The sequence below is a fragment of the Arthrobacter sp. MYb23 genome, assembly GCF_002979775.1.
Taxonomy (GTDB): Bacteria; Actinomycetota; Actinomycetes; order Actinomycetales; family Micrococcaceae; genus Arthrobacter.
Map to the genome: position 1 here is coordinate 67,732 of NZ_PCPR01000004.1, position 23,878 is coordinate 91,609.

Genomic DNA, 23,878 nt, shown 5'->3' on the forward strand with positions numbered 1-23,878 from the left:
GGCATTACTTCTTGCTGCTGCCGACGTCCGCGGCCCACGGGTAGTAAAGGAACGACGCCGACGACGGTGCCCCGCTGATGTCCTTCGACATTGCGATGGTTGCGGGTGTGTGAGCCACAGGAATCCAGACGACGGCGTCCGTCCACTGCTTCTCCAGATCGATGGCAAGCTTTGCCCGGGCCGCGTCATCCGTGGTGGCTTGGGCTTCCTTGACCTTGTTGTCGTAACTCTCGCTGGCGAATTTCACGAAGTTCACCTTCGCTGTGGAGGCACCATTCTTGTAGAAGCCAACGGGGTCGTTCTTGGAGATGTAGTACTCGTCCGAGAAGAGATCCGCCTGGGCTCGCAGGGAGGCATCCGAGTAGAAGTCGCCGTACTGTTGGCGCGGTATCGTGACGATTTCAGCCTTGAGGCCGATCTTCTGTGCCGCTTCAACCAGTGCGCTGGAGATGACGTTGCGGATGGAGTCGCCACTGTTGGCCACCACGATCGGTTCCGCAGGCGCGCCCGCTTCCTGCACCAGCTTTTTGGCCTTGTCCAGGTCCTCATTGGACGGTTGGGCCGGTGCACCTGCCAAGGCTTCGTAAGCCGCGCTGAAGGTTGGCTCTTCGTAACCCCAAGAACCCGGACCAACAGGTGCCTTCCAAGGTTTGGCCAGTCCGCCGAACGCGGCCTGGGCCACGCCTTGCCGGTTCAATGCCAGCGACAATGCCTGACGGATCCGTTCATCCTTCAAGGCGCCCCGCTCAGTAGCAATGAGCGACCAGACGTTGGTGGACGGGCCCTGGGCGATCTGGACTTTGTCGCTCTTCTGCAGCGGTCCCGCCGTCGCTGGACTGTCCAGGTACGCACCTTGGGCTTCGCCGCTGGTCAGGGCGTTCACGATCGCGTTGTCATCAGCCCAACGGAACGTGATGGTGTCCGCCATTGCGGCGTTGTCGGCGTCCCAGTAGTCAGCGGCCTTGGTGAGCGTGATGCTGGAACCGGCTGACCACTTGTCCAGTTTGAGAGGACCCGAGCAAGCGTCAGGGGCCGACGGCGACCCATAGTTCGCGCCCTGCGCCTCCACAACCTTCCGGTTCAGCACGATGCCGCCGTTGCCGGCCATGGCTTGGAGGAAGATGGCGTCCCGCTGCTTCATGGTGACGGTGATTTGGTTGTCACCAGTCTTTGCCATGTCGGTGACGTTGGCATATTCATCGGACTCATCGGCACCCTTGGCGGCGTGCCGTTGCATGCTCCAGAGCACGTCGTCAGCCGTCATGGGACTGCCGTCGTGGAACTTCACGTCCTTCCGGAGGGTGAAGACCACCGTGGTGTCCGAGGTCCATTCGGCTTTCTCGGCCAAATGGGGCGTAGTAGTGAGATCCGGCTGGAGCTGCATCAGCCGTTCGCAGACGTTGGACATGATGGTGTTTTCAGCTGTTGCGCTGTCGACATCCAAGTCAAAGGTTGCTGGCTCCTGAGTGATCATCCACGTGAAGGAGCCGATCTTGCCGGCGGCTTCCGAGGTGGTTGGACCGAAGGAAACGTCCGTGGGGGTGCTCTGGGCTTGCGGACCTGCTGCGTTGCAGGCGCTGAGCGCCAGAGTGAAAGCGGCTGCACCGGCGATCACGCCGGTTCGGGCAAACGGCTTGAATCTATCGTTGCGTTTCACAGTGATACCTCTGCAATGGTGCGGTTGAAGGAGTCGTGGGCGGAACCAGGCCCGTCGTAGAGGTTCCAGGGCATTTGTTCGTAGTTGTGGTCGCACGGTGTTCCGTCGGTGACCAGGTAGTCGCCGGTGGTGAGGTCCACGCAACTGGAGAGCAACGTGGACCACTGGCGTACTCGGGGGCGTCGTTCATCCGGGTGCGTGCACACAGATTCGGGGTAACCCAGGTGATCTGACATGGCTGACTTGATGAGCTCTCTGGCTTGCCCGGTGCTTGTGGCGGCACTGACCCGCTCCAGCCCGCGCCTCGCTTGGGGAACCCTGAAGAGGGAATCCACGGAGACCGGCCGATAGGTGGCTGCCAGTTGTACCGGCATGAAGGCTTCATAGTGATTTCCGTGGACCATCACTCCGGATTTGTCCGGGTACATCCAGCCGTTGCTTCCCGGCGTGGTTTCCACGTCAATGGAGAATCCGGAACGGTGGGACAACACTGCGTTGCTGGCGATGTGCGGTTTCTGGCGGAAGAGCGTATTCAGCGCATCCGGCAGTTCGGCCTGATCCAGGACCATGCGCCGGATGAAGGTCTGTGGCATGCCGAGTTCGTCGTTGAACCTGCCTCCCAGTCCGTTGGCATTGAGGGCAATGCCCGCGGAGTTTGCCCCGTGGCGACCGATCTGGCCAGCCTCAACCTGCATGATCAGCGTGGGCTTGGGGTCCTGGACCACGCGCAGGATCATCACAGTTTCCTGGGCGCCGAAACGCCAGTCCCAATTCTGGCCAACGTACATATGGCCGTCGCCGGAGGCTCCGTCCGTCAAAACGAACGAGGTGCATCCGTCCACGTCGTCACGTTCTTCAGGTTCGGGGGCTTTCGCGAAACCGGCGTCGTAAATGATCTCGCCGCGGAGATTCAGCACCATGATGTCCAGGACGTCCCGGCCGCTGCCTTCAGCGATGCCGCGCATTTCCGTAACCAGATCAGGGGCCGTTTCGGTGCACAGCCCCATCCAGCGTTCGGCCCGGCCGCGCAGTTGATCCCACGTGAGTCCCGTCTGCTGCTGGAATGCCTCGGTGTAGAAATCAATGGCTTTGGTGATCAGGTCTGCGGCAGCACTGCCGTACTGACGCCCGCGTTCCAGCGGAGGTCCGGAGATCTCCACAATCCTTAAGGATGTGTTGCTCATATCCGTGGGGCCTTTCATTCGGTTGGGTCTCACTGTGATCCGCTGTTGGAAGGGGTATCTTTGGAACAACCGTTACAAGTGAGGGCTTCTTTAGAATGAATAGTACATCCAATGTGACTTCTGTAACAGACGTTACGAAAAATCGGGGCATGATTAATCTGCGCGGTCGTGTCCGCGAACATTGGGACAAGCTCTCCAAAGCCGAGAGGACAGTGAGCACGTTCCTCACCAACAGCTCTCCCGAGCGACTCCTTTACGCGAGCGCGCAGGAGCTCGGCGCCGAGAGTGGAACCAGCAGTGCAACCGTGGTCCGGACGGTTCAGTCGCTGGAGTATTCGGGGTTGCAGGAGCTCAAAAGGGACATTGCTACCCCTTTCACGTCAACGGTGGCCCCAGAAGTTCGCATGCAGCAGCGCATCGACCATATGGGTGCCAGCATCGAAGACATCTGGCACAACGTGTGGTCCGAGGCCATGGACAGGCTGGAACTCGCCTCCAGCGCGGACCCCGCAGAGTCGATCGCTCCCGCCGTCGAACTTCTCATGAGGGGCTCCACGATTGTCAGCTACGGGGTGGGGGCGTCCGGAATTGCCGCCCTCAACCTGGCGCTGCGTTGTAACAGAATCGGCAGGCGCGCTCGGTGCATCTCCAGCGACGGATTCCGGCTCGCGGATGATCTGCTCCAACTCGGGAGCCAGGATGTTGTGGTCGTCTTCGCCCCGGGACGAGTAACGGTGGACGTCGAAGTGCTGCTTAAGCGCGCCCGCTCGGTTGGTGCGTCCATCGTCTTGCTAACGGATGAACCCGAGTCGGCGTTGCACGACCTGGCTGACGCTGTGATCCTCGCCCCGCACACGCCGACAGGCATGACTACGGAGGCGCTGCCGTCGATCGTGCTGAGCGACGTCCTGGTCCAGGCGCTGGTCTCCGTGGATCACGAGCAGGCCGTGGAATCGTCGCACCAGCTCACGGCATTGCGGGAGCAGCTGGGGTACTGACGTCTTTCACGACAGGGAAGATTTTGCTTCAGCGGCAATAACCAATTTCGAGGCCCACTCAATGCACTTGCTGGACTTGGCCCGGGTGAGACTCGAAACGTTATACCCGGCCTTTGTCTTCTCACCCAAGAGGCGAGCAAGAATGGCATTTTCGCCCCCTGCTTCCTTCAGCACCTTTATAGCATCAGCATGATTGTCTGACTTGGAGTGACGACCGAGCGCCAGCAAGCAAAATGCGTCGGCTGCTGCTATGCCTGCATGGATCGCCAAAGTAGCAATGACGTCCGCATAGGTTTCTCCGGAATTTAGCGTGTTGATCGTATCGGCCGCCTCGAGGAAGGCTTGCGAATCCTCTAGTCGCGCACTCGCATCGGACCTCGCCGTCATTAGGCAGCCGCCGCATCAGGCAGGCGGCGCGACAACCAATGACGGTCACCGTGAACGTGGACGCCTTCCCTCAAAATCGAGTCGAATATCGGCGCCGCCCGCACTTCGGCCGCTTCGTAAATCATCGGACGAACGTCATTACCGGTGAGGCGGTAGACGTCCAAGGCCAGGTTTCCAATTTGCTCATATAGCTCATCGCCAGCTCCGTCATCAATGATGAACAGCAAGTCGATATCAGAGTCATTGCGCATGTCTCCGCGTGCCGCTGAACCAAAAAGGGTTACCTGCAACGGCTCCTCGTGCCATTTAGCTATTGCGCGGGAAATAAAACGCGTGAATCGTTCTCTGCCCTGGGACGCCTCAGCAATGACGCCAGCAAGCATGTGGGATAAATTCAGGGCGTACTCGATCCGATTTCCTACCCTGATACCCAGAACTATGCCGCTCTCCTCGAGGCGCTCCAAGCATCGCCTGGTGCCAGACACCGAGGCCTTGATGCCACGCTCCCGAACCAGACGCCCGGGCGTGCTCGGGCGACCGTTCGCCAACGCCATGAGGACATCGGCTTCAAGCGTCGGACAAATCGCTCTCAACGGGTTCTGTAATTGCATCAGGGCCTCCTAATCGCTTCTAATTGTACGCGATTAGCGGAATGTCAGCTTGGTGTCTTCTTCCATTCCTCGACCCGATCCAACCACTCACCAAGGAGGGCCGCCGTTAGCTGCGGTTGATCCAGGTGCGCGTTATGGCCGGCGTGGTCCAAGACTGCAACCGTGGCCCGCGGATAACTGCCAGCCAGATCCATCTGATCCTGATAACCCACCACATGGTCCTGGCGCCCGGCCACGATGAGGGCGGGCCCCTGATAAGTCTCAAAGCGAGCTTCCGGCTCAGTAGTGAGCGCGTAGTTGTTGGAGATCCGAACTGTGGCAACCTGATCAAACGCCCTCAAGCCCGGCAAGGCGGCTTCGCGGAATCGCAACCAATTCTGGCTGGATTGGACCACGGCCATCTCCTCGTAGTCGGATCTGCCCTCCGGGCTCAGGGTCGCCATCAGCTCAGGATCTGAACGCAGGACAGTCTTGGCGGGCAGAGTTCGCGCCTCGTGATCCGCAACGACCACCGGGCAAAGGAGCGCCAGAGCCAGTACCTGTTCCCCGAATTCGGCCGCCAGGTGGCGGGCGATCATGCCTCCGAAGGAGTTACCGAGGACCGCGAACCTTTCGTCGCCGAAGGTCCTCCGGGCAAAGGAAACGACCGCGTCAGCGACGGCGTCGGCACTGTCGATCTCCGGACCTGCCGGGGACTGGCCCATACCCGGCAAATCAAGGTACACCCGCCGCCATTCACCATTCGCGGCGAGCGCTGGGTCGAGCCCAAGCAGCACATGATGATCGACGCAAAAGCCATGGATGATCAGTATCGGGGTCCCTGCCCCGTGCTCAACAAAATGCACTTTCGAACGCTAGCACCCAGGGAACACGTACGGTCACCAATCCGCACTAACCGAGAGCCCGTTCATGACTCCTGAGTCGTCGGTTGGGACGAGGGAACTGTTGGACGAGGCTCGCCTGCAGATGCGTCTCCGCTGCCCTAGCGATCCTCAGCCTCCCACCGCAGCAGATCCCCTGGCTGGCACTCCAACACCTCGCAGAGTGCTTCCAAAGTAGTGAATCGGACCGCCTTGGCCCGCCCATTCTTCAAAACAGCCAAGTTGGCCGGCGTGATGCCTACCCTCTCAGCAAGCACTCCTACAGGCATTTTGCGCTTGGCCAGCATGACGTCAATGTCCACGATGATGGGCATTAGATCACCTCGTCCAGCTCGGCCCGCAGGTCAGCGGCTTCGACGTCCCGCGCCACGGCCTGGGCGAGGAGGGTTCGCATCACCAGCACAACCAGCGCCACTCCCCCGATCATCAACGCCGCCCCACAGATCAGCAGCACGGCTCCTGGGGCAATCTCGCCGGGCGCCAGGATCACTGCGATGCCAAACATCAGTACCGCCGCGAAAGCGATGGCTCCGAAGACGATGTCCACGAACCGGAAAGCCCCGTTGGAGAACACGGTCCCGCGGCGCACCATCGTCAGCAATCGCCACACGCAGACCGTTACCACTTGGACACACAGAATCCCCAGGACCACAATCGCGAGCAGGGCAATACGAGGGCCGTCGGGGGCCCCGGCCTCAACCAGGTCGGCCGAGAGCAGCGGGACCATCCGTACCTGCACAAACAACGAACCGGCCAGCACCATCGCGATTACTATCCGCAGCGCGAGGATTGTCAGCTTTCCCATGAGACTCCTTTATCGAACAACAACCTGATTCTATCGTTATTCGATACTTAAGCAACATGCAGCAAGCTCTCAGAATTAGTCAGCTTGCTTACTAAAGCCTCTTTCCTTAGGCTGGAACAGGTCAGACAAACAACTCTCACAGCGGCGGTCCACGCCCAAAAAGCATTCCACTGCGCAACGAGGAGGAACAATGTCAGAACACAACATCGCAGGCAAGAAGGTCGCATTCCTGTTGACGGACGGCGTGGAGCAGGTGGAGCTCACCAGCCCATGGCAGGCCGTCAAGGACGCGGGCGGCGAGCCAACGCTCGTGGCCCCCTCCAAGGGAAAGCTCCAAGGCTTCAATGGCGAGGAGAAGGGTGACACCTTCGACGTCGATCTTGCCGTGGCCGACGCCAACGCCTCCGATTTCGACGCGCTGGTCCTCCCGGGCGGCGTCGTCAACGCGGACAACCTCCGTGTGGATAAGGATGCCCAGAACTTCACGCGCGCGTTCTTCGAACAGCACAAGCCGGTTGCATCCATCTGCCACGGTCCGTGGATTTTCATCGACGCCGGCGTCATCAAGGGCCGCAACGTCACCTCGTTCCACACGCTCCAGTCGGACCTGAAGAATGCAGGCGCCAATTGGACTGATGAAGAAGTGGTGTGCGACCAAGGCTTGGTCACCAGCCGCAACCCGGACGACCTCCCCGCCTTCAACAGCAAGCTTGTGGAGGAAATCTCCGAGGGCCAGCACGCAGGCCAGACCGCCTAGCGGTCACCCACCCACATACGGCAAGTGCCGCCGTCGTACTTTTACAAGAAGTACGACGGCGGCACTTGGCGTTTCGTGGCTTGAAGGCTTGGTAGCGAGACTATCCACGCACAGTAACGGAGAACTTCCACACGACTTTCCCGGTGTCGGTCATGATGAAGCACTGGCTTGCGCGGGTCCAGGAGGAGTTCATGGTGAGGCGCTTCGTGTTGCACGAGGACTGTGAGCTGAAGTCTGTCGGGTACAGGTAGGTGTAGCCCGCAGCCTGCGCGGGCGCCGCAACCGCGAGGCCTCCGGCGGCAAGTGCGATCGCTGCTGCGACACGGGCAATGGTTTTTTGATGCTTCATGGTCTCTCCCCACATAGGCCTGAACGAATATGGCCAAACTATCAGCGCAGACAAGGGGCCAAAATGGGCAGGTGTGCCCATGATGGCAGCCGGGCGCCCTCCCCGCAGCAAGGGCGGCATCTCCGCCGTCGTAATGTTGCGCAGGTCACACTCGACGCATACGCTGGGGGACGCTGCAGCGTGGCAGCAAGGATGAAAGGCAGTACATTGGCCAGCGACAAGCTCTCCGTAGTTGTTCGCGTCGACGTTGACGGCGAACAGATCCAGATCGCAGCAACAGGTCGAGTGACCACCTCGAGCCTCCAGGGGCTTTACCCGGTGGTCCAACGCACCAAGAGTTTGGGCGGCGGGCTCGGCGTTGAGATGGACCTTTCCCAAGCGACCATTGACCCGGACGCACTGGAACAACTGCGGGGCTACGCCGCACTCCACGCTGTTCCGGTACGCCTCGCGGCAGACTTCAGCAACGTGACTGCACTTCCATCCCGGGGCCTCCAGACCGCCAGCCGCGCCGCCTAAGACCAACAAGTCAAACACCCGCCGTCCAACAGGAGATCCACATGCGCAAAGTTACCGCTGGCCTTTTCCACTCAGTGGACGGCGTAGTTCAGGACCCGTTCAAGTTCCAGTTCGACAGCTTCGACGACGAACTCGGTACGGGACTCACCAAGATGATCAATACCGTGGACACCGTGGTGTTGGGCCGTGTCAGCTACCAGGAATGGGCCGGTTATTGGCCGAATGCGCAGCAAGACGACGACTTTGCAGCATTCATCAACCCGATCGAGAAGTTCGTTGCATCCCGAACCCTCGCCGAGCCCCTTGAATGGGAGAACTCGCACCTGATCGAGGGTGATGTTGAGCAGTTCCTCACCGAGCTGAAGTCGCGGGACGGTGGCGAAATCGCGGTCTGCGGCAGCATTTCCCTGGTCCGCCAGCTGCTGTTCGCGGGCATCCTGGACGAACTCACCCTGATGACGCACCCGGTGGTGGCCGGCAGTGGGCGGCGACTTTTTGAAGACGGCGATCCCCTGCACCGGCTCGTCCTGGAGAACCAGTACGCCACCAGCAAAGGCAACGTGGTCAGCACGTACAGTCTGCGCAAAGACTGAACGCACGACGGCGCCACCCGCCTGCCGCCGTCGGGCCGCCTCATTGATCACCCCAGCAGCAACGACGCACCCAATTCGCTCCTGAAGTAGAGCACGCTGCGGCCGTAACGGGTTGAGGTCACGAGTCCGGCATCTCGGAGCACCCTGAGATGCTGATTCACGGCGGACGTGGTGACGCCGAAACGAAGACCCAACTCGGTGGACGAGGCCGGGGCCGCCAGGGCCGTGAGCAGGCTGGTCCGGACCTCTCCCAACACGGCCACTATCGCGGCCGGATTCGTGACCCGCTCCGCCTCCCACATGGCACCTTGGCCTCGGGCCGGGTACATCAGCAGCGGCGGGTCGCCATGGTTCACGGGAGCAGAAGCCCTGCGGGTGAACATGGTGGGAACAAGGGTCAACCCCAGGCCGTCCGTTTTTTCGGTCCGCGACGCCGGGTTCTTCAACCTCACGGAAATCACGTGGCCATCGAATTCCACAGCGCCGGACAAGTCGTTCAGCATAGTAAATAGCCCACCCTGCGCAATCTGCCGGCCGCGGTAGACGATGTCCGCTTCCAGGATGGTTCGCATGCGCAGCCAGTGCGGTGCGAAGCAGGCGCCCCAGAACTCCCGGAGGATTCGGACCATTCGCCGGATAGCTGGAGCAGCAGGACCGGAAAAGATCGACGGAACTGCGCCGTGCACCCGGATCAGGTCCCCATGAAATTGGGTGGCCGAAATCTGCTCCAGTGCCGCAAACTCGTCATCGATCCGGGTGAGTGGGGACTCGGGCCGCGGGTTCAGGAAGTCCGGTGTCCACAATCGGTCATCCACCAGCGCCAGCAATCCATCCAGGTCCAAGCGTGAGCGGGCCTCTTCGGACCGACGCAGCCAAGGCAGCTGAAGTGGATACTGACTCGGGTCGCGGATAGCCCTCAGGGAAAGCCCCAGTTCGCAGAGAGGCGAGATGCCAAAGCGCACGCCGCCCAGATCTGCGTCTGACAATTCGTACCTCAACATGAAGCACTACGCTACATCAATACCAACCGCTGGCAGGGGATGGCAGAACTGCAGGTGTGACTAAATCCCTCGCAGACACCGCACCGGCCCAAAAGCTTAGCCTCCGCGTCGCGCTCTCAGATCCCACCCTCAAGATCCTGGCTTCCGCCATCCTCGTAGCAACAGTGGGACGGGGCATCTTCCTCACCCTCACCGTGCTGTACTTCAGCCGCTTCGTGGGATTGAGCGCCGTGGAAATCGCCGTGATCCTCACGGTGTCCAGCGGGGTGGGCGTTGCCACGTCCTATATCGGCGGTCGGCTAGCCGACCACTTCTCAGCACGTCGACTCCTGGTGGGCATGGTTGCCATCGAAGGTCTCGCCATCGCGAGCTACACATTCGCCGGGAACTTCAGCACCGCCGTCGTGATTGCCTGCATCGCTGTGGGAGTGAACCGGGGCGCGAACGCCACGCGTTCCGCGATCATCGCCCGGGCGTTCGACGGCCCGAACCGCGTGAATGCGCGCGCAGTCCTCCGCACCATCACCAACCTCGGCATTGCCGTTGGAGGCATGATTGCCGGACTCGCACTGTTGGCCGGAACCGCCGACGCATTCCGGGGAATGATGCTGTGCGCCGGCGTGGTCTACATCCTGAGCGCGCTGCACTTGCGCCGCCTCCCCAAGCGTGTGGACGCACCGCGTCGCGATCCCGCCACCCCTGCACAGAAGCGCGGAATCTCCCCCTTCAGGGACCGTCGCTACGTACTGCTGACCGTGCTGTCCGGCATTTTTGGCATGCAGTTCGGGCTCGCCGAGATGGGCGTTCCACTGTGGATTTCACAGGACACCAGCGCCCCGGAGGTCCTGATATCCGTCATCCTGGTCATCAACACCCTGTGTGTCGTCCTGCTGCAAGTGCCGCTCTCCCGGGGCACCGACCACCCTCGCCGTGCAGGAAAGATCGTGATGACAGGTGGGGTGCTCATGGCCGTAGCCTGCGTGCTCTACGCCTCGGCAGGCGGGGCGCCGGTCATCGCCGCCATCGCCCTGCTGTGCGGCGCTGCCCTGCTGCATGCGTTCGCGGAAATCCTCTCGCAAGCGGGAGCCTGGGGACTCAGCTTCGAGCTCGCCAACCCACTCCAAGCAGGCGCTTACCAAGGCATGTTCGGGATGGGTTCCGCTTTGGGGGCCATGCTCGCACCGCTCGTGGTGACCGCCACCGTCGTCGAACACGGCGCGCTGGGCTGGGGCATCCTGGGTGCCGTCTTCCTTGCGTCGGCGGCGGGAACCTGGCTGATAGCGCGGAAGGCGTCGACGACGGCGGCAGTCGCCTCGGAGACAGGCTCACCTGCGTAGGATTCTGCGCAGCCAATTGCCGGGCTTAATGGGTCGGTCAGTGTAGAGGGTTTGGTCCGGGTTAGCAGGCCCATCCCCGCCCGAACAATCCGGGCATGGCCCGTCAGGGAACTCGCCCATTTGCTTCCAGATCCACCCCTCCAGGCAGTGGTTGTTCCGGCAGTCCTTTTGCCCCATCAACAGTCCCCCAAGCGCCATTGCTGTCTCGGTGGTTATGTGGCGCCACGCGGGAATTCACTACGCGATCGGTCCCGAATCTCAGCAGAACCAGCCCTAAGTACTACTCGGTGGCGAGCAACATCACCGCGCAGACGGAGAAATTGAACCCCCACACCTGAAACCATGGACGTGAAGAGCGAAAGGGAATCATGGGGGAATGGGTGTGGCCTGCGTATGTGGGTGTGCTGGGAGGAGTGCTCCTCTTCGGAGTGTTCATGGTGCCGATCGTTGCGGTCCAGTACAGGATGTATGGCCGGTTTACGTGGCGTAGATTCCTGGGCGCGGCGGGGCTGAGTGTTTACGGTGTGGCACTCGTGGCGTACACGCTACTGCCCCTCCCGGACCCCACGCTTCTGCAATGCCCGCCGGGTGGCAGTACGTTCCAGGCCGTCCCACTTCAGTTCCTGGATGACATCCAGCGGGAAACAGCCGGGCTCGGGATCACCGGAACGCTGGCCAGCCGCGCAACGCTGCAAGTCGTGTTCAACGTGGTCCTGTTCATACCGTGGGGCGTGATCGCGCGGCAGTATCTCTCGTGGAGCATGCCGGTTTCAGTCCTCACCGGGGCCCTTGCGTCCGGGCTTATCGAAGCCACACAATTCACCGGCCTGTGGGGACTTTACGGTTGCTCGTATCGCGTAGCCGATGTGGACGATCTCATCACCAACACGCTCGGTGCCCTGATTGGCGCACTCATCGCACCTCTTGTCCTCTGGTTCATGCCTCAACGAGGGGAGCTTCGGGCATCCCGCGGCCAGAGCCGCCCCGTCACTGTTTGGCGTCGCTGGCTCGGCATGATCATCGACTACGCGGCCCTGGCGTTCTTCGGTTTCGCGTTCGTGGTGAGCTACAGGATTGCGCTGCTCACTCTCGGCGCGGAACTTCCCGCCAATGGCGACGGCACCTCGCTCATTCTCATGCATCTAGTACCCGGTTTCCTTGTGTTCTACCTGCCGGCGATCGTGGGTTCGGGCGCCTCCCTCGGCCAGCGCGCAGTGTGGCTCCAGCCGCAGTGGCCGGCCGCCCGACGTCGAGCATTGCTCCGGGCGAGCGTCACCGGCGGGCTGTACACCGCTCTGACTTTCCTGGATGGGCTGTATCCGTCGGCTGGCTTCGGTTTCCTGAACAGCCTGTTGCTGCTCGTGGCGCTCGTGGCCGTTCCGCTCACCAGATCGCGAGGACTTTCAGGGGTTTTGACCGGGACGCTGATGGTGGATGCGCGCGAAAATGCACGACGGCGGGTGGCTGGTTCCGACGTGCAGGCGGAATGATGCTGCGGGCTACTCCGTCGAAGAGTCGATCAGACCCTGAAGGGCAGCGCGGGTGCTGACAAGATCTGCGATGCGGTTGTCATAGTCCTCAACGTGGGCCATCAACGTGGGAACCGCGCAACGCTCCAACCTCCCCGGCTGGTAAATGCAGTCAATCAGTTCACGGATAACGCTGGTGGGAAGTCCGGCTGCCAGCAGTGAGCGAATATGCTGAACCCGCTCCACCGCGGAAGGCCCAAACAGTCGCTGTCCGGTTGGGGATCGATCGGCGAACAGAAGTCCACGGCCCTCGTAGTAGCGCAGCAGGCGTGGTGCCACACCGGTCAGGACTGACAGGTCACCCACCCGGAGCGTTGACTCGCTCGCCTTTGACACTGGTGTCACCTCTTACGTTCGATTCCATGACAATTTCGACGACGTATCTCAACGGCAGTACCCCGACAGCTGAGGACCTCGCCCCTTTGGCGTTCGCAGGCTATGCCCATTTCACAGCAATGCAGGTTCGAGGCGGGCGTGTTCGTGGCTTGGATTTACACCTTAGCCGCCTCAGGGAGGGAAGTGATCTGCTCTTCGGGCATCATCTCCCCGACTCATCGATCTTGGGAAATATGAGTGCTGCTCTCACTGCCGCCGATTCCGCGGATTCTTCACTGATGGTCTACATCAGCTCCACGCCAGGTGAATTTAGGTTCGCCGCCCAACCTGACCTTAATGTACTAGTGAAAATTGCGGATCCTGTGACACCGCCGCCAACTCCCCTGGCGCTGGATCTTGTGCAGCACGAACGCCATGTGGCACTAGTGAAACATGTGGGAGAAGTGTCTAAAACGCTCCTTCTTCGCCACGCAAAGGAACGCGGTTTCGACGACGCAGCGTTCATGGATCGCAGCGGACGGCTCAGCGAAGCAACTATTTGGAATCTCGCGTTCTGGGACGGCACAGGAGTGACATGGCCCAAGGCGGACATCCTCCACGGCGTCACCATGCAGATTCTCCAGAGACAGCTTCGTGCCCAAGGTGTCGTGCAGGAGACTCGGCAAATGACCGCTGCCTCAATTGCTGAAGCAACGTCTGCCGCTGTGCTTAATTCCTGGAGCCCCGGAATAGGAGTGCGGAGCATCGGTGGCCAGCGGCTGGCAGCGAGCCTCGAGCTTGTAAGTCTCCTACACGACGCCTATCAGCGTGAACCTCTGGAATGCATCTGAGTTAGCACCCCGAGGGGCGCACCAAACCGGGGGGTGTGTGGCCGGCCCAGGGGGTCTAAGTCAGAACCGGCCACACTGTCCGCTAGAGCGAGCGGACATACGCACGGCCGGCCGGCCAAAAGAGGGGCCCTGCTCGCGCGCCGTGACCGGCCGACGAAAGGGTCTCGTCTTCTCGTCAGCCGTGGCTGCGGTTCCGCATCCGAAATGCACCCGGCAGCCTGTCACAACTAAGTAGTGATGCTGCGAGGCGAAACGTGACATGGATCAGAGCATTAATCTTTTGCTCAGCCAAAAGGGCTACTTCTTGCCGGCCTTCAGATCAGTAACCACCTTGGCGATTCGCCGTGCGCGGGTTTCGGGCGTCTTCGCCTCACCGATCGGTTCAACATACCGCCGTTGAGCGCTGTAATTGAGCGTTCCGTAGAAGGCCTTCGCTTCCGGCTCGGCGTCCAGAGCAGCCGCAAGATCCTCCGGCACCTCCACAACTCGAGGCTGGGTGTCCACCTCGAGGCCCACCTCCACGGTATGGCCCGCTGCGGCGCCTGTCAGCTCGCGGTTGGCCGAGCTGACGCCCACCATGTATTTCCCGCCCATCACCGCGATGCTGCTGCGGTAGCTTTGGCCGTTGATGGTCACCACCACGGGCGGCCGTTTGCCTGCGCTGAGTCCCTCAACTACCTCGTCCGGAACTTCGATGCCCGCCTTGTTGCCTTCGCCCACAATGGTGGTTGTAAATTTCATGTCCTCAGTATGCCGCCGGCTACCGCTGGACGCACCCCATCAGCAGGGCTAGGTTCAACGTACGCCCAGTGTGAAGCAAGGAGAGGGAATATGGACGAGCAGGACCTTTTGGAAAGAATTCAGTCTCTTGTTGAGGAAGAGCACCGCCTCCGCGACGCTGCCGGGTCAGACGACGACGGCGGCGACAGCACGGCACGCCTGGCTCACCTGGAAGCCCAGCTCGATCAGTGCTGGGATCTGCTCCGCCAGCGCAGGGCGAAGCGGGATGCCGGGGAGAACCCGGACAGCGCTGAACCGCGCCCCATCAGCGAAGTTGAGGGCTACCGGCAGTAACTACGCTCCTTCAAGCACCTGACTGGTGGCCCACGCCAGGTATTTGGCAGCGTTAGCCACGGCGTCGGCGACGTCCGGGACGCCATCTTTGCGCTGCGCCACGTCCAGCAACTGTGCTGCAGCAACAATGCCGTGTTTCGCCAAGTCTTCAGGCGTGACCGTGATGCGTCCAGCCACCGCGATCACCGGGATGCCGTGTACGCTCGCGGCGTCAGCCAGTGCAATGGGCGCCTTGCCGGTGAGCGACTGCTCGTCCATGGAGCCTTCACCGGTGATCACCAGATCGGCCTCGCCCAGGTGCTTCGCGAGGCCCGTAAGCCCGGCCACCAGTGCGAAGCCGCCTTCCAACGCGGAGTCAGTGAACGCCAGGAACGACGCGGGGAAACCGCCTGCTGCTCCAGCTCCCGGAACGTTGACATCGCGGCCTGTGGCCTCCCGAAGGAGCGACGCCCAATTGCGGAGACCGGCGTCGAGTTTCTCAACGGCGTCCTCATCCGCACCCTTCTGGGGGCCGAAAACGTGCGCGGCACCTTCCGGTCCGTACAGCGGGTTTTGAACGTCGACGGCGATCCGGAACTTTACGGCGGACAGCCGGGGATCCAGCTCGGAGTCATCCAAGGCAACGACGTCGGCAAGGGAGCCGCCGCCAAGGGGCACTACATTGCCGGCCGCATCAAGGGGTTTGAGCCCGAGGGCACGCAAGGCGCCGCTGCCGGCGTCGGACATCGCCGAGCCGCCCAGGCCGAGCACGATCTCGGTGGCACCGGCGTCGAGGGCGGCTGCGACGAGCTGGCCGCAGCCGTAGCTATGGGCTCGCAGCGAATTCTCAGGCGTCGGCTCCATGTGGGCGAGCCCGGAGGCCATCGCGGTCTCAATGACTGCGCTGGCCCCGCCGAAAGCGTCCTTGCGGATGGCCCAGGATGCTCCTACAGGCTTGAGAATGGGGCCCACAACCGCGTTGTTCCGTTCCTCGTAACCCGCCGCTATGGCAGCGTCCAAGGTGCCTTCGCCGCCGTCGGCAACAGGGAACTGGGTGGTCACGGCATCCGGGTAAACGCGCAGGGCGCCTTCGGCCATGGCCGACGCGGCTTCGGCGGCGGTGAGGGATCCCTTGAACTTGTCCGGGGCAATGAGGATACGCATGGGTCCTATCTTGCCAGCTTCGCTGGGAAAGCGCTTGCCCAGCGCGTAATGTAGCGGCTGATTCAGGTGCCCGAGCCTTTCCCGACGCGCATTTCAAGGTCACTCCGGGCCATCGCGCGCCCGCTGCCGCCAAGCGCCCCCGTAACCTCTGGTGCGATCCGCGCGAAAGGGTGCGCCGCCTACGCCGAACGGGTGCGGGCGGCGCAAACGGGTGCGGTCCTTGCCGCAGCGAGCTACGCCGAACTAGCCGTTGAGCACCCGCACGGGCGATCCCGCGAGCCAGCCCTTCACATCTTCGAAGGCTCCGCCATAGAACTGCCGGTAGCTCTCGTGGGTCACGTAGCCAATATGCGGCGAGAGCACTGTCCGCGAGGAATGAAGCAGTGCGTGCCCGGCGGGAAGGGGTTCGTCGTCGAACACATCCAGTGCGGCGCCGCGGATCCACCCCTCCTCAAGGGCTTGGATGAGGGCCGCTTCGTCCACCAAGGGTCCACGCGCGGTGTTCACCAGCACACCTTCCGGACCCAGCAGACGCAGCTCTTTGGAACCCACAATCCCCTCCGTCCGCTCAGACAACCGGAGGTGCAGCGTCACGACATCGGACTCGCGGAACAGTTCCTCTTTACTCACCTTGCGCGCGCCCGCATCAGCGGCAGCCTCGGCCGTAAGATTTTGGCTCCACGCCAGGACATCCATCCCGAAGGCCTTCGCGTACGCTGCCATGCGTTTGCCGATCTTGCCCAGGCCAACGATTCCCAGCGTCTTGCCTTCGAGTTCAAACCCGACGCCGGTCTGCCAGTCGCCTGCGCGCAGCGAGTTCTCCTCCACCGTGAGGTTCCGGGCAAAGGCCATCAGGAGCGCCCATGTCAGTTCAGGTGCCGCAGCCGGCGATCCACTCGTCCCGCATACCACGATCCCCCGCTCCGCAGCCGCCTCCAGGTCAATCGCGGCATTGGCCATGCCAGTGGTCACCAGCAGCTTCAGGTTCGGCAGGGCCTCGAGGACGTCCTGTGGAAAACGGGTCCTTTCGCGCATCGCCACAATGATGTCGAAAGGTGCCAAGGCGGCCACTGCTTGCTCTTCCGAGACGAAAGGTGCGCTGAAGACGCTCACTTTCACGCCGTCGTCGAGCAGTGAATCCCACGGGGCGTAATCGCCGGAGACCTGCTGGTAATCATCAAGGATGGCTAAACGGAATAGGGTCACGCTATTCATCCTTGCGCGGCGCCCGGTGGTACTCAACCCCATCTCACGTTAGGTTTTTGACTGTGAGCCAAAATGTGAACTCCACCGTGCCCAAGCCCGAGCATCCCCGCCCACAACTGGTCCGCGAGAAATGGATGAACCTCAACGGGACCTGGGGTTTTGAGATCGACGCCGGTGACTCCGGCCTGGAGCGCGGGCTCGCTACCCGTGAACTCGCCAGTGAGATTCTGGTTCCTTTTGCACCGGAGTCAGTGCTCTCCGGGATCGAACACGTGGATTTCATGGAGGCCGTTTGGTATCGGCGAACCGTGGCGATTCCGCAAGAGTGGGCGGGCCACAGTGTCCTCCTCCATTTCGGCGCTGTGGACCACGACGCCACCGTGTGGGTCAACGGAATTGAGGTTGCCCGGCATCGAGGCGGCTTTACGCCCTTCACTGCGGACCTCGGAGGCATCGCTGAGCCCGGGACGGAAGCCGTGATCGTGGTGCGGGCCAGGGATTCGCGGCACGAAATGCAGGCACGCGGCAAGCAAGCCACCTGGTACAACAACACCCATTGCCAGTACACCCGGACCACAGGAATCTGGCAGACCGTGTGGCTGGAAGCAGTCCCTGAGGTTCACATCAAGCGCCTGAGGATGACTCCCAACCTGGCGGACTCGAGCATCACCGTGGAGGTGCCGATCAGCCGGAACCGGAGCGGGCACACGGTTACTGCGGTCCTGACTGACGGTTCAGACGGCCGCATTGAGGCCGCTGCCCGGGCTGACCTGGACCTCACGCCCTCCCTTCGGCTGGAAATCCCCGCGGAATCCCTGCGCCCCTGGTCCACCGAGGATCCCTTCCTTTATGACCTCGAAGTGACGGTCCGGGACGGCTCGGGTGAAGTTGTGGACCACATCAGCAGCTACGCAGCAGTGCGGTCAATTGCGCTGGACGGCAAGGTGGTTCGCATCAACGGCAAGCCCGTCTTCCAACGGCTCGTCCTCGATCAGGGCTACTGGCCGGAGTCACTCATGACGTCGCCGGATGAGGCTGCGCTGGTCAAGGACATCGAGCTGTCCATGGCCGCCGGCTTCAACGGCGCCCGTCTGCACCAGAAGGTCTTCGAGGAGCGTTTCCTCTACCACGCAGACCGCCTCGGATACCTGGTGTGGGGTGAGTTCGGCGACTGGGGTGTCTCCGGCGGCGGAACCGTGGGGCATAACCAACAGCCAACAGCGAGCTTCGTTGCCCAGTGGCTCGAGGTTCTCAAACGGGACTTCAACCACCCGTCCATCATCGGCTGGTGCCCCCTGAATGAAACGCACCAAGTTCTGCACGACCGCCTGACGGTGCTGGACGACGTCACCGAAGCCATGTTCCTGGCCACCAAGCTCGCTGACCCCACCCGTCCGGTCATCGACGCGTCCGGCTACGCACACCGGATCCGGGAAACTGACATCTACGATTCCCACTCCTACGAGCAAGACCCGGACCGCTTCCGCATTGAGCAGCAGGGCCTCGCCGAAGGGAAGCCCTACATCAACCGGAAAGCAGACGGCGGAGAGTACTCCGTGCCGTATGCCGGCCAGCCCTACTTCGTCTCTGAGTTCGGCGGCATCTGGTGGAACGAAGTCGAGGCCCGTCAGGCTGTGGAAGGAAGCGACGTCGCCACGTCATGGGGCTACGGTCAGCGGGTCAGCAGCGAGGAAGAGTTCTACACCCGGTTCGACGGACTCTGCTCTGTGCTGCTGGATAACCCGGACATGTTTGGCTACTGCTACACCCAGCTAACGGACGTGTTCCAGGAGAAGAACGGCATCTTCACCTTCGACCGCAGCAATAAGTTTGATCTGGAGAGGATCCGCGCCAGCCAAGTCCGGCCCGCCGCGATCGAAACGCGCGGCTAACCGCGCCTGGGGAGGGGGTTAGACCCACTCGCCCCGGCGCACCAGGACTTCCTTGAGGAGATCAAGTCGATCGGACACGATCCCGTCCACACCCAGGTCCAACAAGCGCTCCATCTCCGCCGGATCGTTGACGGTCCACACATGAACCTGCCTACCCAGACGGTGAGCGCGGCGAACGAACCCGGGCGTCACCACGGGCAGCCGGCCGTAGCGCACGGGAACCTGGAAAACGTCGACGCCGGAGAGCAGCTTGCGCGCCAAAGGAACCGGAAGTACGGGCCCCAGAACAACGAAGAGCGCGGTGAGTGAACTGCCTGCCGAGGAGGCCACCCGGCGGGACAGCTTGGCCAGAACTGCCCTGCGGCGCTTATCCGAGAAGCTGGTGACCAAAACCCTGTCATGGACGCCATGCTTCTCGATCGCCGCAGCCATGGGGCCTACGGAGTTCCAGTCTTTGACGTCCAGGTTCAGCCGGGCGTGGGGCAACGAGGTCACCAGTTCATCGAAAGTTGGTACCGGCTCCACCCCGCCAATACGTGCCGCAGCCACCGCAGCAGCGGTCAGCTCAGAAACCTTGCCCACGGAATCGGTCACACGGTCCAAGGAGGAGTCGTGGAACACCAGCAGTACGCCGTCGGACGTCGTGTGGACATCGGTTTCGAGGTGCATGGTCCCGAGCTCAACTGCAGCTTGGAATGCGGCCATGGAATTCTCCAGACCATCCAAGGAAAAACCCCGGTGGGCGAAGGCCAAAGGGCCCACTGAACCGTCCTTGCGGAGGAAATAGGGCAGCGTCACTCCCGTAGCGTAGCCCATCGCAAGGGTGCGGTTAGCCCTCCTGCGGGAGGGCCGCCGTCGTTGTTTGCGGAACGATCGCCACGCCGTCACTGACGTGGACCAGCGTCCGTCCGCGACCGTCGTCGAGCTCCACCCACACCGCGGTGGCGTCGCCGGTCACGGCGTCCACAACGCCTGCGGACTGGAAACCAGGAGTCAGGGTGACGTTGACGCGGTCTCCCTGGCGCAGCGAACGCCAGTGATGATCCGGTTCGATGCGCCGCAAAGGAGCGGTGTTGACGTTGTTGATCCGACGCTTAGCCATGGTTCCCCCTACAAATTCAATGAGACAGATAAACCGTGCGAACGGGTCTTGGCTGGAAGCCTACGGAGGCAAGTTGAACGCAGGTTGTATGGAAGCTGGGAACAAGATGACACTGCAGGGCTGACAAACTAGGGGCATGACTGTGTTGATTGCCGGCTGCGGCGACCTTGGAACCGAAGTTGGACTGCGCTTCGCAGCTGAAGGCCATGACGTGGTGGGCTTGCGCCGGTCCCCCGAAAAGTTGCCGGCAGAGATCCACGGCGTGTTCGCGGACCTCTCCACTGAGCTGCCGGAACTGCCGACAGATGTGGACATTGTTGTGGTGGCCATCGCCGCCGATGCGTCCACCGAAGACGCTTACCGGGCGGCGTACTTGGACGGCGTGAAGAACGTGCTGGATGCGCTGGAACGGCAATCGATCGAGCCGCGACGAATCCTGTTCGTCTCCTCCACCGCTGTGTATAAAGATTCCGGTGGAGCTGTTGTGGACGAGTCCACGCCCACGGAGCCCACCCGGTTCAGCGGCAAGGTCCTGGTGGAAGCCGAAGACCTCTTGTTCGCCCGGACGCGCGGTACCAACACGCAGCCCATCTCCCTGCGATTGGGCGGAATCTACGGGCCGGGACGCACTCGGCTGATCGACCAAGTCCGCAGCGGCAAGGCTGTCATCCCGCCCCTGCCCCGCCATACCAATCGCGTTCACAGGGACGACGCCGCGGCCATGATCGTCCACCTCACCACCATGGAAGCCGCCCCGGATCCGGTTTACGTGGGCGTTGACGACCACGCTGCCGAAATGGGCGACGTCCTGCGGTTCCTCGCCTCAGAGATGGGGTGTCCGGAACCCACGACGGCGGCACCGGACAGCGCGTCCGACGCCGGCCCCGGCGACAAACGCTGTTCCAACGCACGGTTAAGGGCCACCGGATTCGAGCTCACCTTCCCCACGTACAAAGAGGGCTACCGCGCTTTGCTCGCCGGCGAGGGCGTGCGGCACCCGTGAAACGGGACGGTCCTGCCGCTGCGCGGGCGCAAGGGTGGGGCCGGGCCTACTTCGCTGTACAAGCCATGGCCGGGCTGGTGTGGTGGGTGGGAGTTTTCCTGTCACCCGCCATACGCACTGCCACTCTGGGCAGCCTGGACCCCGTCGCCGTGGCAGTCTTCGACATTCCCCTGTTCGTCATCAGCTCAGGTGTCGCGGCACTCGGCGTCAGGGCAGCAGCAGCCGTGGCCACCGGATGGACGGGTCTGGTTGCGGTCTCTTTGGCCGCCTACGGAACCATCACTACCGAGGCGGGATGGGGCGTCCTGATCATGTTGGCCGCCGCCGCATGTTCAGTGGTTGCGCTGTTCTTTATGGTGCAGGGCCGCGTCCCCACGGAGTTGATGGTGCGGGGGCCCTTCGCGTTCCGTCCGGCGTCCAACCGTGGCGGCACAGCAGGCAACGTGGGAGCAACCATGGGCCAACTGATCCTCTTCTGGGGATTCTTCCTGGTGGTTCTTCCGTCAGTCATTAGGTGGTTCGAGCAGCGATGGCACATTTCTGTGCCGTTCCCCTCTGCGGCAGCGCCCGCCGGCCTCGTGGTGCTGATATTGGCCAGTGCCCTGGGTATTGCTTCCGCGGTGACCATGTCCTCATCCGGAGGCGGCACCCCCTTGCCCTCCGCGATGCCCAACCGCCTGGTCATCGCCGGGCCGTATAAGCGGCTGAGGAATCCCATGGCCGTGGCAGGAATTTCCCAAGGAGCAGCTGTGGGCCTGATGCTGGGTTCGTGGCTGGTGGTCGCCTACGCGGTTCTTGGCTCGCTGTTGTGGAATTACGCTGTCCGGCCGCACGAAGAGGCAGACCTGGAAAAGCGGTTCGGGGCCGAGTTCCAGCGATACCGGGATTCAGTGCGCTGCTGGATTCCACGCTGGAGAAAGGGCCTCGCTCATAGCAATGGGAGGCCCTTTCGCCCTTAGTTCTTGTTCGCCGGGTCCAACAGCCCATTGAGGAGTCCGTAGTCCACGGCGTCCGCCACTGCCGTGTACGTGCCGGCCGTGTGCAACTCTTCGGCTGCTCGCTGAGCGACGGCGTAAGCGGCTTGGGCGATGCTGGACCCGAGGCTGACCCGGGAGACGCCAAGCCTTCCGAGCTCGCCGACGCTCAGCGATCCCGCACCCACCATGATGTTGACGGGAACAGATATCCCGGCGGTCAGCGCTGCAATAGTGCCTGCATCTGAGGCTCCCGGAACGAAGATTCCGTCGGCTCCTGCTTCCACGTACTTTTCAGCTCTGGCCAGGACCTCGGTTATCTGCTGCTCCGCTGTTCCGGCTCCTGCCAGGAAGACGTCGGTTCTTGCATTGATAAACAAGTCCTGGCCGGCGGTCCGTGCGGCATCCCGCGCAGCCGAGATCCGGTGTGCAAAGACGCTGGGGTCCCGGGAGCCGTCTTCCATGTTGATGCCCACTGCGCCGGCCTCAAGAAGCTCGATGACTGTGGCTGCAATTCCCTCCAGCGTCTCTGAGTAGCCGCCCTCAATGTCCGCCGTAACAGGCACGTTGACGGCCCTCACGATGCTGGCAACCACGGCCATGGCACGCGCCCTGTCCAGTCGGTCGCCGTCGGGAAAACCCAAGGACCAGGCGACTCCCGCACTGGTAGTGGCAATGGCCGTTGCGCCTGCAGCTTCTGTGATCACGGCGCTGGCCACATCCCAGGCATTGCTCAGCGCCAGTGGCTTTTGGCTGGTGTGGAGGGATCGGAAATGAGCAGCTGTCTGGTGGTGTTCGGAGTTCATGACTACATTCCACCAGCCAGCGCGGGATCCGGCTGGCGGGAATCGGACATCACCAGTGCGGTACTGACTAGACCCGCTGCTCCGTAAGCTTTGCCTCGAGAATCTGGGCCACGCCGTCGTCGTCGAAGTGCGGGGCCTGCTGCCCGGCGGCGAGGATGGCTTCCGGGTGTCCGCTGGCCATCGCATAACCATGACCGGCCCAGCGAAGCATCTCAATGTCGTTGGGCATGTCCCCGAACGCCACCACATCAGCGGCTTCGATCCCCAAGGACCCGGCGTACTGGGCCAACGTGACGGCCTTGTTGATGCCGGGAACGGACATCTCCAGCATCGCGGTCCGAGGCGCTGAGTGCGTCGTGCTCACCAAGTGCGCGACGGCCGGCTGCACTTCCGCGAGGAACTCATCCGGCGTCCCCTTGCGGGTGATCGCCAGGAACTTCACGACGGCGTCATCCGCCGTAAGCGTCTCGGCCAGCGGTTTGGGGGTGAACTCCGCGAGCAGCTCGCTGGTTTCGTTCTCGATGAAGCCCGGTTCCAGCTGGAAACCCGTGAGGGTCTCAACAGCAAACAGCGCGTCAGGCCGGATGTCCTTGATGATGCGGCGGGCTTCAAAGACGGATTCGGCGTCCAGGACGCAGGAGGACAGGGCCTTCTCTGATTCGAGGTCCCACACCACGGCCCCGTTGGAACAGATCACAATCCCGCTGTGACCCAGCTGCTCCTGGAGCGGGTACAACCAGCGCGGCGGGCGACCCGTGACGAAGACGAGCTCCACCCCTGCGTCGCGGCACGCTTGGAATGCCTTGATGGTCCGGTCACTGATTTTGCCGTCGTGACCGAGGATGGTTCCGTCAATATCGCTTGCTACGAGCCGCATCAGGCCAGTCTACGTGGGTGCAACGGC

At 62.2% G+C, this 23,878-nt stretch carries 28 protein-coding genes; 11 read left to right on the forward strand and 17 right to left on the reverse strand.

Features of this window, described 5'->3' with window-relative positions:
* Nucleotides 1-4: 4 nt before the first annotated feature.
* Nucleotides 5-1,657 carry an ABC transporter substrate-binding protein gene (locus CQ020_RS06720; RefSeq protein ID WP_181151793.1) on the reverse strand — a complete coding sequence of 551 codons (1,653 nt, stop codon included), beginning with the start codon at nt 1,655-1,657 and terminating at the stop codon, nt 5-7.
* The gene (locus tag CQ020_RS06725) at nt 1,654-2,841 is read right to left on the reverse strand and encodes a C45 family peptidase (protein WP_219844477.1); all 1,188 of its coding nucleotides are present in this window, start codon (nt 2,839-2,841) and stop codon (nt 1,654-1,656) included. Before CQ020_RS06725 ends, CQ020_RS06720 begins: the two co-directional genes overlap by 4 nt.
* A 149-nt stretch (nt 2,842-2,990) precedes the next feature.
* Between CQ020_RS06725 and CQ020_RS06730 the strand changes: the two genes are divergently transcribed.
* The gene (locus tag CQ020_RS06730; protein WP_105691132.1) at nt 2,991-3,839 is read left to right on the forward strand and encodes a MurR/RpiR family transcriptional regulator; all 849 of its coding nucleotides are present in this window, start codon (nt 2,991-2,993) and stop codon (nt 3,837-3,839) included.
* A 6-nt stretch (nt 3,840-3,845) separates the two neighbouring features.
* Here the strand turns inward: CQ020_RS06730 and CQ020_RS06735 are convergent, their stop codons facing one another.
* The 5 genes from CQ020_RS06735 to CQ020_RS06755 form a co-directional block, all read right to left on the reverse strand.
* A complete protein-coding gene (locus tag CQ020_RS06735; RefSeq protein ID WP_105691133.1) occupies nt 3,846-4,226 on the reverse strand; it encodes a hypothetical protein in 381 nt (126 codons plus the stop codon).
* Nucleotides 4,226-4,837: a nucleotidyltransferase domain-containing protein gene (locus CQ020_RS06740; protein WP_105691134.1), complete on the reverse strand. Its 612-nt coding sequence runs from the start codon at nt 4,835-4,837 to the stop codon at nt 4,226-4,228. The genes CQ020_RS06735 and CQ020_RS06740 overlap by 1 nt, the downstream gene beginning before the upstream one ends.
* A 44-nt stretch (nt 4,838-4,881) precedes the next feature.
* On the reverse strand, nt 4,882-5,682 hold the full coding sequence (locus CQ020_RS06745; RefSeq protein WP_105691135.1) for an alpha/beta fold hydrolase: 801 nt from the start codon (nt 5,680-5,682) through the stop codon (nt 4,882-4,884).
* Between the two features lie 137 nt (nt 5,683-5,819).
* Nucleotides 5,820-6,032: a helix-turn-helix transcriptional regulator gene (locus CQ020_RS06750; protein WP_105691136.1), complete on the reverse strand. Its 213-nt coding sequence runs from the start codon at nt 6,030-6,032 to the stop codon at nt 5,820-5,822.
* Nucleotides 6,032-6,523: a DUF2975 domain-containing protein gene (locus CQ020_RS06755; RefSeq protein ID WP_105691137.1), complete on the reverse strand. Its 492-nt coding sequence runs from the start codon at nt 6,521-6,523 to the stop codon at nt 6,032-6,034. Before CQ020_RS06755 ends, CQ020_RS06750 begins: the two co-directional genes overlap by 1 nt.
* Nucleotides 6,524-6,713: 190 nt before the next feature.
* Between CQ020_RS06755 and CQ020_RS06760 the strand changes: the two genes are divergently transcribed.
* On the forward strand, nt 6,714-7,280 hold the full coding sequence (locus CQ020_RS06760) for a type 1 glutamine amidotransferase domain-containing protein (protein ID WP_105691138.1): 567 nt from the start codon (nt 6,714-6,716) through the stop codon (nt 7,278-7,280).
* Between the two features lie 100 nt (nt 7,281-7,380).
* On the opposite strand, the gene CQ020_RS06765 is transcribed toward CQ020_RS06760, so the two are convergent.
* On the reverse strand, nt 7,381-7,629 hold the full coding sequence (locus CQ020_RS06765) for a hypothetical protein (RefSeq protein WP_105691139.1): 249 nt from the start codon (nt 7,627-7,629) through the stop codon (nt 7,381-7,383).
* 192 nt (nt 7,630-7,821) lie between these two features.
* On the opposite strand from CQ020_RS06765, the gene CQ020_RS06775 reads away from it, so the two are divergent.
* Nucleotides 7,822-8,148 (forward strand): hypothetical protein, encoded by a 327-nt coding sequence (locus CQ020_RS06775; RefSeq protein WP_105691141.1) that lies wholly within the window; start codon nt 7,822-7,824, stop codon nt 8,146-8,148.
* A gap of 41 nt (nt 8,149-8,189) precedes the next feature.
* Nucleotides 8,190-8,741, forward strand: a complete 552-nt coding sequence (locus CQ020_RS06780) for a dihydrofolate reductase family protein (RefSeq protein WP_105691142.1) — start codon at nt 8,190-8,192, stop codon at nt 8,739-8,741.
* A 47-nt stretch (nt 8,742-8,788) separates the two neighbouring features.
* Here the strand turns inward: CQ020_RS06780 and CQ020_RS06785 are convergent, their stop codons facing one another.
* Nucleotides 8,789-9,742 (reverse strand): DUF5937 family protein, encoded by a 954-nt coding sequence (locus tag CQ020_RS06785; RefSeq protein ID WP_105691143.1) that lies wholly within the window; start codon nt 9,740-9,742, stop codon nt 8,789-8,791.
* 56 nt (nt 9,743-9,798) lie between these two features.
* Between CQ020_RS06785 and CQ020_RS06790 the strand changes: the two genes are divergently transcribed.
* Both CQ020_RS06790 and CQ020_RS06795 read left to right on the forward strand, forming a co-directional pair.
* Nucleotides 9,799-11,079 carry an MFS transporter gene (locus CQ020_RS06790; RefSeq protein ID WP_105691144.1) on the forward strand — a complete coding sequence of 427 codons (1,281 nt, stop codon included), beginning with the start codon at nt 9,799-9,801 and terminating at the stop codon, nt 11,077-11,079.
* A 368-nt stretch (nt 11,080-11,447) separates the two neighbouring features.
* Nucleotides 11,448-12,569, forward strand: coding sequence for a VanZ family protein (locus CQ020_RS06795; protein WP_105691145.1), 1,122 nt, complete (start codon nt 11,448-11,450; stop codon nt 12,567-12,569).
* A 9-nt stretch (nt 12,570-12,578) separates the two neighbouring features.
* On the opposite strand, the gene CQ020_RS06800 is transcribed toward CQ020_RS06795, so the two are convergent.
* The gene (locus CQ020_RS06800) at nt 12,579-12,944 is read right to left on the reverse strand and encodes a MerR family transcriptional regulator (RefSeq protein ID WP_105691146.1); all 366 of its coding nucleotides are present in this window, start codon (nt 12,942-12,944) and stop codon (nt 12,579-12,581) included.
* A gap of 26 nt (nt 12,945-12,970) precedes the next feature.
* Between CQ020_RS06800 and CQ020_RS06805 the strand changes: the two genes are divergently transcribed.
* Nucleotides 12,971-13,774 carry an aminotransferase class IV gene (locus CQ020_RS06805; RefSeq protein ID WP_105691313.1) on the forward strand — a complete coding sequence of 268 codons (804 nt, stop codon included), beginning with the start codon at nt 12,971-12,973 and terminating at the stop codon, nt 13,772-13,774.
* A 297-nt stretch (nt 13,775-14,071) separates the two neighbouring features.
* Here CQ020_RS06805 and CQ020_RS06810 read toward each other — a convergent pair whose 3' ends face one another.
* Nucleotides 14,072-14,515 (reverse strand): YdeI/OmpD-associated family protein, encoded by a 444-nt coding sequence (locus tag CQ020_RS06810; protein ID WP_105691147.1) that lies wholly within the window; start codon nt 14,513-14,515, stop codon nt 14,072-14,074.
* A gap of 90 nt (nt 14,516-14,605) precedes the next feature.
* Here CQ020_RS06810 and CQ020_RS06815 point away from each other — a divergent pair, with 90 nt between their 5' ends.
* Nucleotides 14,606-14,848, forward strand: coding sequence for a DUF2630 family protein (locus tag CQ020_RS06815; protein ID WP_105691148.1), 243 nt, complete (start codon nt 14,606-14,608; stop codon nt 14,846-14,848).
* Here the strand turns inward: CQ020_RS06815 and CQ020_RS06820 are convergent, their stop codons facing one another.
* A complete protein-coding gene (locus CQ020_RS06820) occupies nt 14,849-15,991 on the reverse strand; it encodes a glycerate kinase (RefSeq protein ID WP_105691149.1) in 1,143 nt (380 codons plus the stop codon).
* Nucleotides 15,992-16,234: 243 nt separating this feature from the next.
* Nucleotides 16,235-17,206: a D-2-hydroxyacid dehydrogenase family protein gene (locus CQ020_RS06825; RefSeq protein ID WP_105691150.1), complete on the reverse strand. Its 972-nt coding sequence runs from the start codon at nt 17,204-17,206 to the stop codon at nt 16,235-16,237.
* Between the two features lie 125 nt (nt 17,207-17,331).
* Between CQ020_RS06825 and CQ020_RS06830 the strand changes: the two genes are divergently transcribed.
* A complete protein-coding gene (locus CQ020_RS06830; protein WP_374955178.1) occupies nt 17,332-19,089 on the forward strand; it encodes a glycoside hydrolase family 2 protein in 1,758 nt (585 codons plus the stop codon).
* Nucleotides 19,090-19,107: 18 nt separating this feature from the next.
* Here CQ020_RS06830 and CQ020_RS06835 read toward each other — a convergent pair whose 3' ends face one another.
* Both CQ020_RS06835 and CQ020_RS06840 read right to left on the reverse strand, forming a co-directional pair.
* Nucleotides 19,108-19,905, reverse strand: a complete 798-nt coding sequence (locus CQ020_RS06835) for a glycerophosphodiester phosphodiesterase (protein WP_105691152.1) — start codon at nt 19,903-19,905, stop codon at nt 19,108-19,110.
* Between the two features lie 13 nt (nt 19,906-19,918).
* Complete coding sequence (locus tag CQ020_RS06840) at nt 19,919-20,191, reverse strand: hypothetical protein (protein WP_105691153.1); 273 nt, start codon at nt 20,189-20,191, stop codon at nt 19,919-19,921.
* A 136-nt stretch (nt 20,192-20,327) separates the two neighbouring features.
* Between CQ020_RS06840 and CQ020_RS06845 the strand changes: the two genes are divergently transcribed.
* Together CQ020_RS06845 and CQ020_RS06850 are read left to right on the forward strand one after the other, a co-directional pair.
* Entirely contained in the window at nt 20,328-21,194 is an 867-nt protein-coding gene (locus tag CQ020_RS06845; RefSeq protein WP_105691154.1) for an SDR family oxidoreductase, read from the forward strand.
* 65 nt (nt 21,195-21,259) lie between these two features.
* Nucleotides 21,260-22,153, forward strand: coding sequence for a methyltransferase family protein (locus CQ020_RS06850; RefSeq protein WP_374955179.1), 894 nt, complete (start codon nt 21,260-21,262; stop codon nt 22,151-22,153).
* Here the strand turns inward: CQ020_RS06850 and CQ020_RS06855 are convergent.
* Both CQ020_RS06855 and CQ020_RS06860 read right to left on the reverse strand, forming a co-directional pair.
* Nucleotides 22,150-22,974, reverse strand: coding sequence for an isocitrate lyase/phosphoenolpyruvate mutase family protein (locus CQ020_RS06855; protein ID WP_105691156.1), 825 nt, complete (start codon nt 22,972-22,974; stop codon nt 22,150-22,152). The genes CQ020_RS06850 and CQ020_RS06855 overlap by 4 nt on opposite strands.
* A gap of 67 nt (nt 22,975-23,041) precedes the next feature.
* On the reverse strand, nt 23,042-23,851 hold the full coding sequence (locus CQ020_RS06860; RefSeq protein ID WP_105691157.1) for an HAD family hydrolase: 810 nt from the start codon (nt 23,849-23,851) through the stop codon (nt 23,042-23,044).
* Nucleotides 23,852-23,878 lie beyond the last annotated feature (27 nt).